At 56.9% G+C, this 15,783-nt stretch carries 15 protein-coding genes and 1 tRNA gene; 8 read left to right on the top strand and 8 right to left on the bottom strand.

Features of this window, described 5'->3' with window-relative positions; all coding sequences use genetic code 11:
* Nucleotides 1-14 precede the first annotated feature (14 nt).
* Complete coding sequence (locus tag N7220_RS14155) at nt 15-1,427, top strand: FAD-dependent oxidoreductase (RefSeq protein ID WP_283148176.1); 1,413 nt, start codon at nt 15-17, stop codon at nt 1,425-1,427.
* A gap of 68 nt (nt 1,428-1,495) precedes the next feature.
* On the opposite strand, the gene N7220_RS14160 is transcribed toward N7220_RS14155, so the two are convergent.
* The 4 genes from N7220_RS14160 to N7220_RS14175 all read right to left on the bottom strand — a co-directional run bounded on the left by N7220_RS14160 (nt 1,496) and on the right by N7220_RS14175 (nt 4,103).
* A complete protein-coding gene (locus N7220_RS14160; protein ID WP_283148177.1) occupies nt 1,496-1,894 on the bottom strand; it encodes a VOC family protein in 399 nt (132 codons plus the stop codon).
* A gap of 99 nt (nt 1,895-1,993) precedes the next feature.
* A complete protein-coding gene (locus tag N7220_RS14165) occupies nt 1,994-2,545 on the bottom strand; it encodes a chromate transporter (protein ID WP_283148178.1) in 552 nt (183 codons plus the stop codon).
* On the bottom strand, nt 2,515-3,099 hold the full coding sequence (locus N7220_RS14170; protein ID WP_283148179.1) for a chromate transporter: 585 nt from the start codon (nt 3,097-3,099) through the stop codon (nt 2,515-2,517). The genes N7220_RS14165 and N7220_RS14170 overlap by 31 nt, the downstream gene beginning before the upstream one ends.
* Nucleotides 3,100-3,242: 143 nt before the next feature.
* Nucleotides 3,243-4,103 (bottom strand): FTR1 family iron permease, encoded by an 861-nt coding sequence (locus N7220_RS14175; protein ID WP_283148180.1) that lies wholly within the window; start codon nt 4,101-4,103, stop codon nt 3,243-3,245.
* A gap of 166 nt (nt 4,104-4,269) precedes the next feature.
* On the opposite strand from N7220_RS14175, the gene N7220_RS14180 reads away from it, so the two are divergent.
* The 5 genes from N7220_RS14180 to corA all read left to right on the top strand — a co-directional run bounded on the left by N7220_RS14180 (nt 4,270) and on the right by corA (nt 9,240).
* Entirely contained in the window at nt 4,270-4,872 is a 603-nt protein-coding gene (locus N7220_RS14180; protein WP_283148181.1) for a MarC family protein, read from the top strand.
* A gap of 119 nt (nt 4,873-4,991) precedes the next feature.
* Nucleotides 4,992-5,648 (top strand): ribose-5-phosphate isomerase RpiA, encoded by a 657-nt coding sequence (rpiA, locus tag N7220_RS14185; protein ID WP_283148182.1) that lies wholly within the window; start codon nt 4,992-4,994, stop codon nt 5,646-5,648.
* A gap of 144 nt (nt 5,649-5,792) precedes the next feature.
* A complete protein-coding gene (phoU, locus tag N7220_RS14190) occupies nt 5,793-6,509 on the top strand; it encodes a phosphate signaling complex protein PhoU (protein WP_283148183.1) in 717 nt (238 codons plus the stop codon).
* Between the two features lie 197 nt (nt 6,510-6,706).
* Nucleotides 6,707-8,182 (top strand): exopolyphosphatase, encoded by a 1,476-nt coding sequence (ppx, locus tag N7220_RS14195; RefSeq protein WP_283148184.1) that lies wholly within the window; start codon nt 6,707-6,709, stop codon nt 8,180-8,182.
* Nucleotides 8,134-9,240, top strand: a complete 1,107-nt coding sequence (gene corA, locus N7220_RS14200; RefSeq protein ID WP_283148185.1) for a magnesium/cobalt transporter CorA — start codon at nt 8,134-8,136, stop codon at nt 9,238-9,240. Before ppx ends, corA begins: the two co-directional genes overlap by 49 nt.
* A 41-nt stretch (nt 9,241-9,281) precedes the next feature.
* On the opposite strand, the gene N7220_RS14205 is transcribed toward corA, so the two are convergent.
* Nucleotides 9,282-9,791: a DUF456 domain-containing protein gene (locus tag N7220_RS14205; RefSeq protein ID WP_283148186.1), complete on the bottom strand. Its 510-nt coding sequence runs from the start codon at nt 9,789-9,791 to the stop codon at nt 9,282-9,284.
* A 140-nt stretch (nt 9,792-9,931) separates the two neighbouring features.
* The gene (gene lgt / locus N7220_RS14210) at nt 9,932-10,792 is read right to left on the bottom strand and encodes a prolipoprotein diacylglyceryl transferase (RefSeq protein WP_283148187.1); all 861 of its coding nucleotides are present in this window, start codon (nt 10,790-10,792) and stop codon (nt 9,932-9,934) included.
* A 218-nt stretch (nt 10,793-11,010) separates the two neighbouring features.
* Here lgt and ilvD point away from each other — a divergent pair, with 218 nt between their 5' ends.
* Nucleotides 11,011-12,867 (top strand): dihydroxy-acid dehydratase, encoded by a 1,857-nt coding sequence (ilvD, locus tag N7220_RS14215; RefSeq protein WP_283148188.1) that lies wholly within the window; start codon nt 11,011-11,013, stop codon nt 12,865-12,867.
* Nucleotides 12,868-12,958: 91 nt separating this feature from the next.
* Nucleotides 12,959-13,333, top strand: a complete 375-nt coding sequence (locus tag N7220_RS14220; RefSeq protein WP_283148189.1) for an MGMT family protein — start codon at nt 12,959-12,961, stop codon at nt 13,331-13,333.
* Nucleotides 13,334-13,378: 45 nt separating this feature from the next.
* Here N7220_RS14220 and N7220_RS14225 read toward each other — a convergent pair whose 3' ends face one another.
* Nucleotides 13,379-15,376: a beta strand repeat-containing protein gene (locus N7220_RS14225; RefSeq protein WP_283148190.1), complete on the bottom strand. Its 1,998-nt coding sequence runs from the start codon at nt 15,374-15,376 to the stop codon at nt 13,379-13,381.
* A gap of 328 nt (nt 15,377-15,704) precedes the next feature.
* Nucleotides 15,705-15,780, bottom strand: a tRNA-Phe gene (locus tag N7220_RS14230).
* Between the last annotated feature and the right edge of the window lie 3 nt (nt 15,781-15,783).

The following is a 15,783-nucleotide window of genomic DNA, read 5'->3' on the forward strand; positions in this document are numbered from 1 at the left end:
CACCGGAGCAGCCAATGGATGTATTTCAGTTCATGAACGTAGCGCGTAACCCGGGCGAGAAAGTCCCGGCGAACGAGCGTATCTATCTGTTCAAGGAAATTTATCAGCCGCTGGTCGCGGGCGAAGCGGCCGAGCAAGCTGGTCGGTGTCTATCTTGCGGCAATCCGTATTGCGAATGGGAATGCCCCGTTCACAACTACATTCCCAACTGGCTGGAACTGGTGCAGCAAGGCAAGTTGTTCGAGGCCGCTGAACTGAGCCACAAGACCAACAGCCTGCCGGAAATTTGTGGCCGGGTATGCCCGCAAGACCGTCTGTGCGAAGGCGCCTGTACGCTCAATCAAGGCGGCTTTGGCGCGGTGTCGATTGGCTCGGTAGAGAAATACATTACCGATACTGCCTACGAGCAAGGCTGGCGGCCGGATATGTCCAAGGTGGTGTGGACAGACAAAAAAGTCGCCATCATCGGCGCGGGCCCGGCTGGCTTGGGCTGCGCGGATGTGCTGGTGCGCAACGGCATCAAACCGGTGGTGTTTGATCGCTATGAAGAAATTGGTGGTCTGCTGACCTTCGGTATCCCCGAATTCAAGCTGGAAAAAGAAATCGTCGCCCGCCGCCGCGAAATCATGGAAGGCATGGGCGTTGAGTTTCGTCTGAATACCGAGATCGGTACCGATATCACCATTGATCAGTTGTTGAGCGACTACGACGCGGTGTTTATGGGCATGGGCGCGTACAAGTACATGAAGGGCGGCTTTGAGGGCGAGGATTTGCCCGGTGTGATGGAAGCGTTGCCATTCCTGATCAACAACGTGCGCCAGAAAATGCAGACCTTGCCCGCTGGCGAAGCGCCGCAATCGATGCAAGGCAAGCGCGTGGTGGTGCTGGGCGGTGGTGACACGGCCATGGACTGCAACCGCACCTCAATTCGCCAGGGCGCCAAGAGCGTCATCTGCGCCTATCGTCGCGATGAAGCCAATATGCCTGGCTCCAAACGCGAAGTGGCCAATGCCAAAGAAGAAGGCGTGCAGTTCTGGTGGAACCGTCAGCCCATCAACATTAAACAGAACGCCGATGGCAGCCTGGCACTGACGCTGGTGACTACTCGCTTGGGCGAACCCGATGAAAAAGGCCGTCGCCGCGCTGAAAACGTGCCGGGCTCGGAAGAAATCATTGAATGCGATCACGTGATTATCGCGTTCGGCTTCCAGGTGGAAGCGGCCAGCTGGTTTGATGCGCAAGGCATCAATAGTGATGAATGGGGCCGCACTGTGGCGCCGTTTAAACAAACCTTCAAGCATCAAACTTCCAACCCGAAAATCTTCGCCGGTGGCGATCAAGTGCGCGGTGCGGATCTGGTGGTGCGTGCGGTTTATGAAGGTCGCCAGGCTGCAGAAGGGATTCTGGAATACGTTGGCGTTTGGTAAGTGCGGATTGTTTGCAAACTAAAAAACGGGACATTGAGTCCCGTTTTTTATTTGAGTACCGAAACAGCCTACGCCTTGGATTCATCCCAAAACATCGCTTCAATCTTGTTGCCATCCAGATCGCGCACAAACGCGCCGTAATATTGCGCGCCGTAATCCTCACGCGGGCCGGGCGCGCCGTCGTCTTTGCCGCCATGAGCCAGCGCGGCGGCATGGAAAGCGTCAACCTGCGCCTTGCTGATTGCGGTAAAGCCGACATGAGTGCCATTGCCCACTGAGGCCGGTTTGCCATCATGCGGATGCTGGACCCAGAACTCCGGATATTCGGCGCCGTAGCCAATGGCACCCGGGTAATCGAGGATGCGTTTGCAGCCTAACGTGGCCATAACCGCGTCGTAGAAAACCGCCACTTTATCAAACTGGTTGGTGCCAACCGAAGCGTGGGACAACAAAGGTGCTTGAGACATTGCAGACATCCTTGGGCAGAAACAGACGATCAGTCCGGGGGCTTTCAGGATGGTTGGCGATGGGCAATCTTTCAAGGTTCCGGCGCAAGAAAGTCCGGGTTAAATCCAGCCGAGCGCGCCCAGCAATGCCCCAAGCCCAATCAGCCACAGCGGATTGTATTTGGTGCGCAACGTCACCCAGACTGCCACTACCGCGAGCAGCACGGGGCCAGCTGAGAAGCCGACACCCTGCATCACGATTAACGCGGTGGCCATGACCAGTCCGACCGTAATGGGCGCCAGCGCACGGCGGAACATATAGTGCCAGCGATGTTCCGGGTAGCGCGAAGCGTAGTGTTCGAACAGCAAGGCCAGAATCGCCGCCGGTATGCACATGGCAAACAGCGTGCAGATCGCTCCGGGCAACCCGGCAACTTGCCAGCCAAACAGCGCCACAAACAAGACATTGGGGCCGGGGGCGGCTTGCGAGATGGCGTAGAGCGAGGAGAACGTTTGATCGTCGATCCAGTGGTGTTGTACGACCAGAAAACGATGCATCTCGGGCAAGGTGGCGCTGGCACCACCAAAAGCCAGGAAAGAGATCAGCAGGAACTGCAGCGAGAGTTGAATCAGCACGCCCATTAGCCAGTCACCTTGCGCGATGCCAGCCATTCCAGCGCCAAGGCCAGCGGAATCAACACACTCAGCACCCACAGCAACGGCCAGTGCAGCAGGCCCACGGCAACCAGCGAAGCTAAGCCCAGCGCAGCCACTCGCCACGTGCGTGGCTGCGTTTGTGCCATTTTGATCCCTGTGGCGATCACCAGCCCGACCGCAACCGAACTCATGCCCCGCACGGCTCCCGCAACTGCCGGATGCGCTTGCACATGTTCATAGAACACACCAATCGCCAATACCACCAGCGCTGATGGCCCCAACAGGCCAAGCAACGCCGCCGCCGCGCCACGTAAACCACACCAGCGATAACCCAGAATGCTGGCCAGATTGCAGATGTTGGGGCCAGGCAGAATTTGCGACAGGCTGAACAGTTCGGTGAATTCGCGGTTATCCACCCAGCCGCGTTGTTCCACCAGTATCCGCCGCGCCCACGGCATTACGCCGCCGAAGCCTTGCAGGCCCATTGCAGCGAAGGTGAGAAATAGCGACCAGGGAGTGATCGGCGGGGAAACAACGGCAGGCAGAATAGGGGCAGATTGATCAGCCACGGCGCGCACTTTCAAGAGGGTTGAAAGAGTCTAACGGCTGCGTTGGCGCGCGGGCATACAAGCGGTGGGATTTTTGTTGGTCCGGATTCATGTTCCTGCTGGGCATGAATCCGGACTCTTGGTCGCGAGCCGGAGGTTAAGACTTAACGGCCCGACTGGGCTACCGCATCGGTTACGGCGGCAGCGGGTTTGGCCGGAGCCAGCTTGGGTTTGACCCGTTTGAGTGCGTAAATAACCGCCACCCAGAATGCTACGTAAACCAGGACCATGGTCAGTGCCGGTTGGGCGCGATAGCCCGTCAGTGCCCCAACCACGCCACCAAAGCGGGTGCTGTCATCCAGTAGTGCGGAAGTGTTCCAGAGCGGATCAACCAGGCCTGGAATCCAGTCCAGCCCGATCATGCGTTCCACGCCGTTAATCAGCATGGACGCGGCCAGCAGCAACAGCATGATTTCGGTAACCCGAAAGAACAGCTTCCACGAGAAAATCTTGCCGCCTTGCTGCAACAACCAGAAGGTGAGGAAAGCCAGCGCCAGCCCCAGTCCTGCAGCCAGTGCGGTCTGACCCGCGTTGCCCGTGCCCAGACCCAGACCGTACAAGAACACCACGGCTTCTGAGCCTTCACGGGCGACGGCCAGCATGACCACCACCAACAAGCCCCACCAGTTGGCTTTTTCCGCCGCTTCAGACATCTCGCCTTCCAGCTCTTTTTTGAGCGTGCGGCCATGCATGCGCATCCAGAACACCATCTGTACGATCAGCCCGCTGGCGATCAACACCATGGCCAACTGGAAGTACTCAATCGAGCCCTCCGGCAACACGCTTTCCAGTGCCATCATGGCGCCAGCCAGGGCTGCGGCCAATGCCAGACCCGCCGCCACGCCGCCCCACAGATACTTCATGCCCTCATGCAGGCCGGAGGTGCGCAACCAGGCATAAAGAATGCCGATGACCAGCAAGGCCTCGACACTTTCACGCCAGACGACAAACAGAATATTGGCCATTATTTTCCTTTGTCACGCCCGTTTCAGCGGGCATGGTCTTTGCATATTTGATATTAATGCGATCTATTCTCATTATTATTCTGGATTGTAACGTGCAGGGCAAGCACAAGTGTTGGGGCGAGTTATGTCAAACGAGAACGCCTGCCCCTGTGCGAGAATCGTGGTTATGACACATACATTTCTTTCGGCCCTTGTGCTGTTGTTGCTGGTAACCGATCCACTGGGTGGTTTGCCGCTATTCGTCTCGCTGCTCAAGACCGTGCCGCGTGAGCGTCGCGTCAAAGTGATCGTGCGGGAGACGCTGATCGCGTTCCTGATCCTGCTGGCATTCATGGTGTTCGGGCAGGCGTTTTTGCGGGTCATGCATTTGTCCGAAACCTCGCTGGGTATTGCCGGAGGCATCATTCTGTTTCTGATCGCGCTGCGCATGGTTTTCCCCAAGCCGGAAGGGGTTTTCGGCGATAACGATCTGAACGGCGAGCCCTTTATCGTGCCGCTGGCGGTGCCGTTGCTGGCTGGCCCATCGGCCTTGGCCACCGTGCTGCTGCTGGTTTCACACGACCCGGACCGTATCTGGGAATGGGCAGGCGCGCTGGCGCTGACCATGCTGGTGTGCGGGCTGACCTTGTTGTTTTCCGAGCGCATCAGCTACTGGCTGGGCGAGCGCCTGACGCAGGCGTTTGAACGGTTGATGGGGCTGATCCTCACCGCCATTGCGGTCGAAATGCTGCTGGCCGGCATTCGCACCTGGTTATCCACCCTGCACTGACCCGGCGTCGCATGCGGGCGGCCTGCTACAATTACGGCTTGGGCGTGCTCACCGCGCCCGCATCCTGTTTCTGATCTCATATTCCAGATATTCGATTTTGATACACAGAGGAACACACCATGACGCAAAACGAACTGAAAGAAGCCGTAGGGCGCGCCGCGCTGCAATACATTCCGGACGATTGCATTGTGGGTGTGGGTACCGGCTCGACAGCCAATTACTTTATTGACGCACTGGGCAGCATCAAGGGCCGTATCAAGGGCGCGGTGTCTTCGTCCGAAGCCAGCGTGCAACGGCTCAAGGGCTTGGGCATTGAAGTGTTTGATCTGAACAGCATCGACAAACTGCCGGTGTATGTAGATGGCGCAGACGAGATCAACCATCAACTGCAGATGATCAAAGGCGGTGGTGCAGCGCTAACCCGCGAGAAGATTGTTTCGGCGGTGGCGGAGAAATTCATCTGTATCGCCGACGAAAGCAAATATGTCACCGTTTTGGGCAAGTTCCCGCTGCCGGTGGAGGTGATCCCGATGGCGCGTTCTTACGTGGCACGAGAGATCGTCAAGCTGGGCGGGCATCCGTCTTATCGCGAAGGCGTGGTCACCGACAATGGCAACATCATTCTGGATGTACATGGCTGGCAGATTGGCGAGCCAACCAAACTGGAAACCCAGCTGAACCAGATCGTCGGCGTGGTCACCAACGGCCTGTTTGCAGTACGTCGTGCCGATGTACTGTTGCTGGGCACGGCTACGGGTGTGCAGACCTATAAATAACCGTGCGAGCGATGGCGGCCTGCGGCGCTTACTGGCACTCGCAACCGCCATTGTTTCTTGTGCGGGTGACTTGCAACATATTGGTAACAAAGGCGTGTTATGTTACCGGGCTTAATAAACCGCACGCTGTCGGAGATGGGCTAAATGGCCGAACACATTTCAAAGCAATTCGATACTGAACTGGAAGCAATCCGCTCCAACGTACTGGGCATGGCTGGCCTGGTGGAAGAGCAGGTTCGTCTTGCAATGGAAGCACTGGCCACGGGTGATCTGGTCATCGTAAACAAGGTGCTCGAGCAAGAAGAGCGCGTTAACGCCATGCACGTGCAACTGGACGACATGTGTATCCACATGATCGCCCGTCGCCAACCGGCTGCCGGTGACCTGCGCATGGTCATGACCGTGATCAAGTCGGTAGAAGATCTGGAGCGCATTGGCGACAAAGCCTCACGCATTTGCCAGCGCGCCAAAAACATCTACGACAGTGGTCGTCTGCAAGTACCACGTTTCAACGAACTGAACCACATTGCTGAAGACGCGCTGGATATGTTGTCCAAGGCGCTGGATGCCTTCGCTCGCCTGGACGCCATCCAAGCCACGCAGGTCATTCGCGATGACAACCGCCTGGATGAAGAATACCGCGGCCTGCAACGTCAGCTGATTACGCTGATGATGGAAGACCCGCGCACCATTTCGCTGACCCTGGATATCCTGTGGATTGCCAAGGCGATTGAGCGCATTGGCGATCTGGCGGTGAACGTGGCCGAGCAAGTGGTGTTCCTGGTCAAAGGCCAGGATATCCGCCACAAATCGCAAGAAGAAGTCGAGCGTCTGGTATTGGCACCTCGCGACGGCGAATAATCTCTGGCCGGCCCTTCGGGTTGGTGAGACAGAAAAAGCGGCTTTCGGGCCGCTTTTTTCTTGCCTGCCAGATATCCCTGACTATCCATTGTGCATTTCGGCGATTGCCAGCGCCCGGCGGGTTCGCTATGTTGCTTACGCATCTGGCCGATACCCCACTATTCTGAGTACGCAGCCTTTCCGGAGTTGGAAAACACATGTTTGACGATGATCTGATCGCCGCAGTTGATCTGGGCTCCAACAGTTTTCGCTTGCAGGTGGCGCGCTCGCTGGAAAACACGGTAGTGCCGCTGGATACCTTCAAGGAAACCGTGCGCCTTGGCGCCGGGCTGGATGCGCGCAATTACCTGACGCCCCAAGCCCAGCAACAAGCGCTGGCGGCGTTGGCGCGGTTTGGTGAGCGTCTGCGTGGCATGCGCCCGGAACAAGTGCGGGCGGTGGCGACCAATACTTTCCGGGTTGCCAAGAACGGCCAGGAGTTTTTGCCGCTGGCCGAAGCAGCGCTGGGTTTTCCCATCGAAATCATCGGGGGCCGCGAAGAAGCACGGTTGATTTATCTGGGTGCATCACACAGCCTGCCGTCCTCGCGAGAAAAACGCCTGGTGGTGGATATCGGCGGTGGCTCCACCGAGTTCATCGTTGGCCGCCAGCATGCGCCGCTGATTACCGAAAGTACGCTGATGGGCTGTGTGTCCTGGAGCTTGCGGTTTTTTCCGGATGGCGTCATCACGCCAGACCGCCTTGCTGCCGCCGAGATTGCGGCGGGTGAGGTCATCCAGCCACTGGAGCAAGAGTTCCACTCGCGCCACTGGGATATGGCGATCGGTACCTCTGGCACTGCGCGTTCGCTGGCCGACGTGATGGAACTGAACGATATCGCCAGCGGTGGCATTACCCGTGGCGGGCTGAGCAAAATTCGCCACATTCTGCTTGAGGCCGGGCACGTAGATAAGGTCAAACTGAATGGCTTGCGCGATGATCGCCGTCCGGTGCTGGCAGGCGGTTTTGCCATCATGGCTGCGGTATTCGATTTGCTGGCCATTGAGCGCATGCAGATTACCCAAGGCGCGCTGCGCGATGGCGTGCTGTATGACCTGCTGGGTCGCCACGGCCAGCATGACGTGCGTTCGCAAACAGTGACCGGATTTTTACGACGTTATCACACCGATGCAGCGCAGGCGCAGCGAGTGGCCGCATTGGCGCAAAGTCTGGCCGCAGATTTGCCGCAGGTGAACGAAGCGCTGGCACTGGATGTATATTACGCAGCCATGTTGCACGAAGTGGGCCGGGCGATTTCGCATACCAGTTATCACAAGCATTCCGCCTACATCCTGCAGCATTCCGATATGCCAGGATTCTCGCGGCGTGAACAAGCGCAACTGGCGTCGCTGGCGCTGGCCCAGCGCGGCAAACTGGAAAAAGCCGGCAAGCCATCGGGCGAAGCGCTCTGGCAAGCCGTGCTGGCGCTGCGGCTGGCGTGTATCGTGCACCGCGCCCGCAACGATGATGTGGGCCCGGATTGCCGCTTAAGCACCAATGGCAAGCGCTATACCCTGAGTTTTGAGTCGGGCTGGCTGGCCGCACGGCCGCTCACCCGGCACGCATTGATCGAGGAAACACACGCATGGCAAACCGTAGGGCACGAGCTGGCAATCGTCGAACACAACGTATAAGACAACATCCCCGCGCCGATAAAGCTGGTTTGCAGCCAGGTACGCTGCTGTACGTGGGCAAGGAACTGACTCAGCCGACGCTGGCGACGCTGACCGAGTTCGGCCCGGAGCCGGACGATCTGCACGAATCCGCGCTTGTTGACGTGCAATGCCATCTGCCCGCGCCGCGTGAAGGCCACACCATCTGGATCAACGTGCATGGTCTGGCCAATACTGAGTTCGTCAAAACAATTGGTCGCCATTTCGGCTTGCACCCGCTGGTGCAGGAAGACATCCTGAACACCGAGCAGCGTGCCAAGGTCGAGGTTTACCAGGGTTATTTGTTCATCACTGCTCGGCTGGTGCATGCCGATGAAACGGCCAATATCGAGAGCGAGCAAATCTCGATCGTCTTGGGCCCGCATTACGTGCTGACTTTCCAGGAGAGGCCAACCGGCTCGTTCAAAGGCATACGGGAAGCACTGCAGAACGAGCAATCGCAACTGCGACGGTTGGGCGCAGATTATCTGGTGTACTCGTTGCTGGACAAACTGGTTGACCGGTATTTCACCGTGCTCGAAGCAGTGGGTGAGCGCATCGAAGCTGTTGAAGACAGTTTTGAAGATGGTCCCGGACCAGATCATCTTGGGGAAATCCAGAGCCTGCGGCGGTCTTTGCTGGCGGTAAAACGTGGACTGTGGCCATTGCGGGAGATGATCAACACGCTGCAGCGCGACGAGCCGGATTTTTTCCGCAATGAAACCCAGCTCTATCTGCGTGATGTGTACGACCACACCGTGCAATTGATCGAAAGCGTTGAAGCGCTGCGCGATCTGGTCGGCAGCTTGCAAGATACCTATCTGTCTTTGCAGTCGCATCGCATGAATCTGCAAATGCGGGTGCTGACGGTGATCACCACCATCTTCATGCCGTTGTCTTTGCTGGCCGGGATCTACGGCATGAATTTCGAGAATATGCCGGAACTGCATACGCACAATGGCTACTTTGTGCTGATTGGCGTGATGCTCGCCATTGCGCTGGCGCTGACTGGATTCTTTAAATATCGGCGCTGGTTCTAACCGGTATTGCGGGCTCGGCCCGGCGCCAGCTGCGCGCCGGGTTAGCGGTTAAACAACCAGACCGAAGCGAAGATGCCGATCATCATCAGCGCAATGCCCACCTTGGCAATTGCTCCCAGCAATAATCCCAGCCAGGTAGCAACACCGGCTTTGCCCGCCTGTACCAGATCACGCCGCGCATAGAGTTCACCTAACGCCGCACCAATAAACGGGCCAAGAATCAATCCCGGAATGCCGGCGAACATCCCCGCCAGCGAGCCCAATATGGCGCCCGATACCGCCAGTTTGCTTGCTCCGGCTTTTTTCGCTCCCAAAGCCCCGGCCATCCAGTCCAGCGCCGCCGAAAGCAATACCAGCGCAAACAGTATTCCCAGCGTGATATAGCCGACGCGAGTAAATGCGGTGATCCATGCGGCAATCAGCATGCCGAAAAACAGGAACGGTGTGCCCGGCAAGAGCGGGAACACCGTGCCAATCAGGCCGGTAATCATCAAACCAAAGGCGAGCAACCACCACCAGATATTGCCGTCTGCGATCATTGTTTCGGTCATTGTTGGTCTCGCCTGTGGATCAATCGGTTAGCACTGACGTTAGCACAGCACCCGAAAATGCGAAGTGTTAGGGGTAATAAAAAAACGGCACTGAATGGAGTCAGTGCCGTTTTTTTTCTGTTAGCGATGTTTGCCAAAACTTAGTGCTGCTTGCTTTGCCCGCGGGAGGACCACCAGAACAGATGCAGGCCAAGCAAGATCATCGGAATAGACAACCACTGGCCCATCGACAAGTGCATGGCCAGCAAGCCGAGGAAGTCATCTGGCTCGCGCGTATATTCGACACAGAAGCGGCACAGACCATAACCAAACATGAACAGCCCGGAAATCTGTCCTACCTTGCGTGGTTTTGACGAGTAGCCATACAGCACCACAAACAGCAGCAGACCTTCGGTCAGCATTTCATACAGTTGGGACGGATGACGCGGCAACATACCGTATTGGACCAGCCATTGCTGCAGCTGGGGATCGCGCAACGCAGCGGCGTTATCGGCGCTGGCGGCACTGGGAAAACCCATCGCCCAAGGCAGCGTTGGTGCGGTAACGCGGCCCCACAGCTCGCCATTGATAAAGTTACCCATCCGGCCGAAGAACAAACCGAGCGGGACCAGCGGCGCAATAAAGTCGGTCACGGCAAAGAAACGTCGTCCGGTTTTGTGCGCAAAGAACCAGACTGCCACCAGAACACCGATAAAGCCGCCATGAAAGGACATGCCGCCTTCCCAGACTTTGACGATATCGAACGGATGGCTGAAATAAAAATCCGGCTTGTAGAACAATACGTACCCGAGACGCCCGCCCAGAATCACCCCGAGTACGCCATAGAACAGCAGGTCGTCCAGTTCGCTCAATTGCCAGCCGGCGGGGCGTCCCAGCTTGATACGGCGGCGCCCGAGCAACAAAAACAGCAAGAAGCCGAGCAGGTACATCAACCCGTACCAGTGGATCGCAATCGGTCCTGCTTGCAGGGCGATCGGGTTGAAATGCGGGTGAATTAGCATGTGGGGCAGGCTTTTGGATAAAATCGGGCATTATACAGCAACGCCTTTTTGCCCAAATGCGCCACGAGCCTGTTTGAGCATGTTTAATTTATCGAGCTGCAGCTACCTGACCGGGGTCCCGTTGTTGCTCGTCGCATTGATCGATCACTCGTTTAAACTACGGCTTCAGCTGCATATTTGATGCAGTCGATGCCAATCCGGTTTCAAGGACCCGTCTTATGCCAGCCTATCGTTCCCGCACTTCCACCCACGGTCGCAACATGGCCGGAGCCCGCGCGCTGTGGCGCGCCACCGGTATGAAGGACGACGATTTCGGCAAGCCGATCATCGCCATCGCCAACTCGTTCACCCAGTTTGTTCCAGGCCACGTGCATTTGCATAACCTCGGCCAACTGGTTGCCCGCGAGATTGAAAAAGCCGGTGGGATTGCCAAAGAATTCAACACCATCGCCGTGGATGACGGTATCGCCATGGGCCACGGCGGCATGCTGTACAGCCTGCCCAGCCGCGATCTGATCGCCGACTCGGTGGAATATATGGTGAACGCCCACTGCGCCGACGCGCTGGTGTGCATCTCCAACTGCGACAAAATCACCCCGGGTATGTTGATGGCCGCATTGCGGCTCAATATTCCGGTGGTCTTCATCTCCGGCGGCCCGATGGAAGCCGGCAAGGTAGATTGGCGCGGTGAAGAGCGCCATGTGGATTTGATCGACGCCATGATCGAAGCTGCCAACCCGAATGTGACGGATGCAGAAGTTGCCGCAATGGAGCGCTCTGCCTGCCCAACCTGTGGCTCTTGCTCCGGCATGTTCACCGCCAACTCCATGAACTGCCTGACTGAAGCGCTGGGTTTGTCGCTGCCGGGCAATGGCTCGCTGCTGGCTACCCACGCGGACCGTAAGCAACTGTTCTTGCAGGCTGGCCGTACCGTGGTTGAACTGGCTCGTCGCTACTACGAGCAAGATGATGAGTCTGTGCTGCCGCGCAATATCGCCACCGTGGCTGCCTTTGAAAATGCCATGAGCCTGGATGTCGCCATGGGCGGCTCCACCAATACCGTGCTGCATTTGCTGGCTGCGGCCAACGAAGCCGGCATTGATTTCAAAATGGCACAAATCGACCAGATCAGCCGCCGTGTACCGTGCCTGGCCAAGGTGGCTCCGGCCTCGCAGAAGTACCACATGGAAGACGTGCATCGTGCTGGCGGCGTGATGGCCATTCTGGCCGAGCTTGATCGCGCGGGCCTGATCAACCGCGACATCCCGACCGTGCACTCGGCTACGATGGCCGAAGCCATGGCCAAGTGGGACATCGTCGGTGCTGCTGCGGATAGCGTGGCACATCATTTCTACCGTGCGGCACCGGGTGGCATCCCGACGACCATCGCGTTCTCGCAATCCATGCGCTACCCAAGCCTGGATGATGACCGCGCCGGTGGCTGTATCCGCAGCAAAGAAAACGCCTACAGCCAGGATGGCGGCCTTGCTGTGTTGTACGGCAATATCGCCGAGCGTGGTTGCATCGTTAAAACCGCGGGTGTGGATGACTCCATCCTCAAGTTCTCAGGGCGTGCGCGCGTGTTCCTGAGCCAGGACGAAGCGGTTGAAGCCATCCTCGCAGATCAGGTTGTGGCGGGCGACGTGGTTGTCATCACCTACGAAGGCCCCAAGGGCGGCCCGGGCATGCAGGAAATGCTCTACCCAACCTCGTATCTCAAATCCAAGGGTCTGGGCAAAGCCTGCGCCTTGCTGACTGACGGCCGCTTCTCTGGCGGTACCTCGGGCCTGTCAATCGGTCACTGCTCACCAGAAGCGGCAGAAGGCGGCGCGATTGGTCTGGTACTGGAAGGCGATACCATCGACATCGATATCCCCAACCGTACCATCCAGCTGCGTGTCAGCGACGAAGAACTGGCCCATCGCCGCGCCAAAATGGAAGCGAAGGGCAAGGATGCGTGGAAGCCAGTCGGACGAGAACGTTTTGTCAGCGCGGCACTGCGAGCCTATGCGGCGATGACCACCAGTGCCGATACCGGCGCGGTGCGCGATGTATCGCAGGTTGAACGCAAGTAAGCGGATTAGGACCTGAAGGCAGGGTTCAGCCTGAAATAGAAGACGGGATCGGGCAACCATCCCGTTTTCTTTTGCCTTAACTTAGTCTTTGATGGGGCTTATTGAATTGAGTGCGCCAACCAAACGTGGTCCCAAAAAGCCAGTTTCAGCTGCGCCCGACTCAATTATGCAGGCCGTACTGGCAGTTGTTGCCCAGATTCCATATGGACGAGTCGCCACGTACGGGCAGATTGCGAAACTTGCTGGCTATCCGCGTCATTCCCGCATGGTCGGTCGCGCGCTTTCGCAGACCATTCTGGAAGTGCCGTGGCATCGTGTGTTAAACCACAAAGGCGAAATCAGCTCCCGCGGGCTGGACGGGCATGATGACCTGCAGCGAGTGCTGCTGGAGGAAGAGGGGGTGGTTTTCAATCTACCAGGAAGGGTGGATTTGCGAAAATTTGGATGGTGGGCTGGCCGGGAATAAAAAATGCCGCATTTCTGCGGCATTTTTTATTCACTAATTATGCTTTTACTGAAAAGTAATATAAGAGTTGTACGGGGATGCCGGCAGCACGCAAGTCGTGACATCTGTATTCAGTACCGGCAGGCGGAACGTGGACTGAGCCGTGGTTTGCGAGCCTTGTACTGTGGTGCTGGCGCGCAGCCGTGAAACAATCCAAATTGCATTGGACTTCAGGTATGTGTACGTGAAGGATGCACGACCATTCGCGTCGGTGGTTACAGTTGCCGGGATGGTGCCTGCTGCCGAGTTTGGTGGAATTAATGTTGAGCGTGCAGGTGTAAACACCGTCGAAGTCACGCTGGTCGGCGTCGAGCCACTGGCAAACTTGGTCAGCAAGCCTTCTTGCGAAAAGGTTGTATCATTCAGGCGAAGCAGATTGCCGATTTCACCTGCGTCGGCTACGAGATTTTCGTTGGCATCTTCGTTTGCGAATGTGGCCTCAAGCGTGCAAGGCTCACCAATCGAATATGCGACTGGCCAGACAGACAACGAAACTACAGTATTCGCCATCGGATTGCCGTTCGAATCGGCAACAATGACCGACATCGGCAGTTGATACGCAGTGTTGTCAGTTGTTGATGCGATAACACTCGACTGACCAATTGCTACAGATGCCGAGGTCCCCCCGATTACAATATTCGCTGGCGTAATAGAAGCAATGGTGGACCCATTTGGCAGGAGTGCCGTTGCCGTGACGTGAATTGGCGAACCTTGGGTTGTTGGTAATGTACCAGAGGTGAACGTAGCAGTTGCGACACCCATTGGGGAGGAGCCAGTCACAACAACTTGCGGCGACACGGCTTCACCGCCGCCGGGCATGCCGGTCATGGAGAATGAAACCGGGACGCCTGCAACGCCATTACCACCGCTGTCAGTTACTTTTACTGTCAAAGTCGAAGTATTAACAGTACCGCCAACAGTGGATGGAGCAAGTACAGCCGGCAGCGCTTGTATGGAAATCGCGGTGGCTGAGTTTGCAGCAGAACTAACGGCAATGGTGATGTTGCTGCTAGTTGTCGGATTGGCAGTGTCGTAGGCTGAAATGCTGGCGATGCCTGCGGTGCTAGATTGGAATGTAGTTGTTGCTACCCCTCCGCTGACCGCGACAAGGAGGTGGTTCTGACCGCTGGATCCCAATGTGCCGTTGGACGATACAAATTGGACCTGTGACGCTGACGGTGCGCTCACGGTCAGCGTCACAGAGGCATTGGTCTGAGTCGCACTGGGGTTGGTCGAGGGGCTGGTAAATTGAAAGCCGGAACCTGAATTCAATGTTAGCGAGGCTGTGCTGCCTAGTGCGACTGCATTAAAGGTCACACCACCAGCAGATTTCGAAGAAACATTCACGGATGCAATACCGTTTGTGTTTGTGGTTGCGCTGGGGGCAGAGAAGGCCAGAGAGCCGGAGCCGGATGATGAAAACGTGACCACGGTATTGGGTACTACAGCCCCTGTTCCGTCGGTAACCAAGACATCAACTTCTTGTGGAGTGGCGGAAATCGAGGTGTTGGACGTGGTGGCAGTAAGTTTGGTGCCAACAACCTGGACTGCAGAGGACGAACTGACTGTACCCGAAGTGAAAGAGATAACCTGGGTGCGATTTGTGCGGTCCTGCCCAGGCGAGAAACTGATAGTGGCCGTGCCGTTGGAGCCAGTGGTTACCGTACTGGAACTCAACACGCCGGATTTTGTACTCACGCTGATTGGAATCCCTGCCATCGCTCCATTGTTGGCATCAAGCGCGGTCAGTGTCAGAGTGGCTTGATCTGTAGAGCCGCTCTTCAGGGTCGTCTTGTCCGACGAAATAACGAGGCTACTAGCGGTTGCGCTGGCAACTGGAGTGGGAGTGGGAGTGGGTGTTGGCGTCACGGTACCAACAACGTCATTCAGACTGGTGCCATCCGCCGCACCATTACAACCGCTCAAAGCCAGGACTGCCGCAAGTAGCGGTATCCCGATCATCATCAGTGCCGGCTTGGCCAGCACGTTACGTAATTTACTCACTTTAAATCCCCTTGGTTATTCTCGAGCGGCCTTGGCTGGCTGGTAAGTACCAAAAAATGCGTAATGCAAATTACTGGCGAATCGAGTAAGGGAATTAGACTTTAATGATAGTAAATTGGCAATTTGAAATAGAGAGTTGTAGCTTCTGGTATACGCATTGTATGAATACGCATCCGCTTATCGCGGAGGGGCGGCGGGCCTGAATCTCGAGTGGAAAAACGTAACGGAAAAGTGTAGGTATCTGAGGGCCGGGTGAGATGGGGGGATTGGACGTGATTGAATGGCGAAAATGAAAAAAGCCGACGCATAAGCATCGGCTTTTTAAATCTGGTGGCCAGTCGCGGAATCGAACCACGGACACGCGGATTTTCAATCCGCTGCTCTACCAACTGAGCTAACTGGCCTTC

Source organism: Silvimonas soli, from assembly GCF_030035605.1.
Lineage (GTDB): Bacteria > Pseudomonadota > Gammaproteobacteria > Burkholderiales > Chitinibacteraceae > Silvimonas > Silvimonas soli.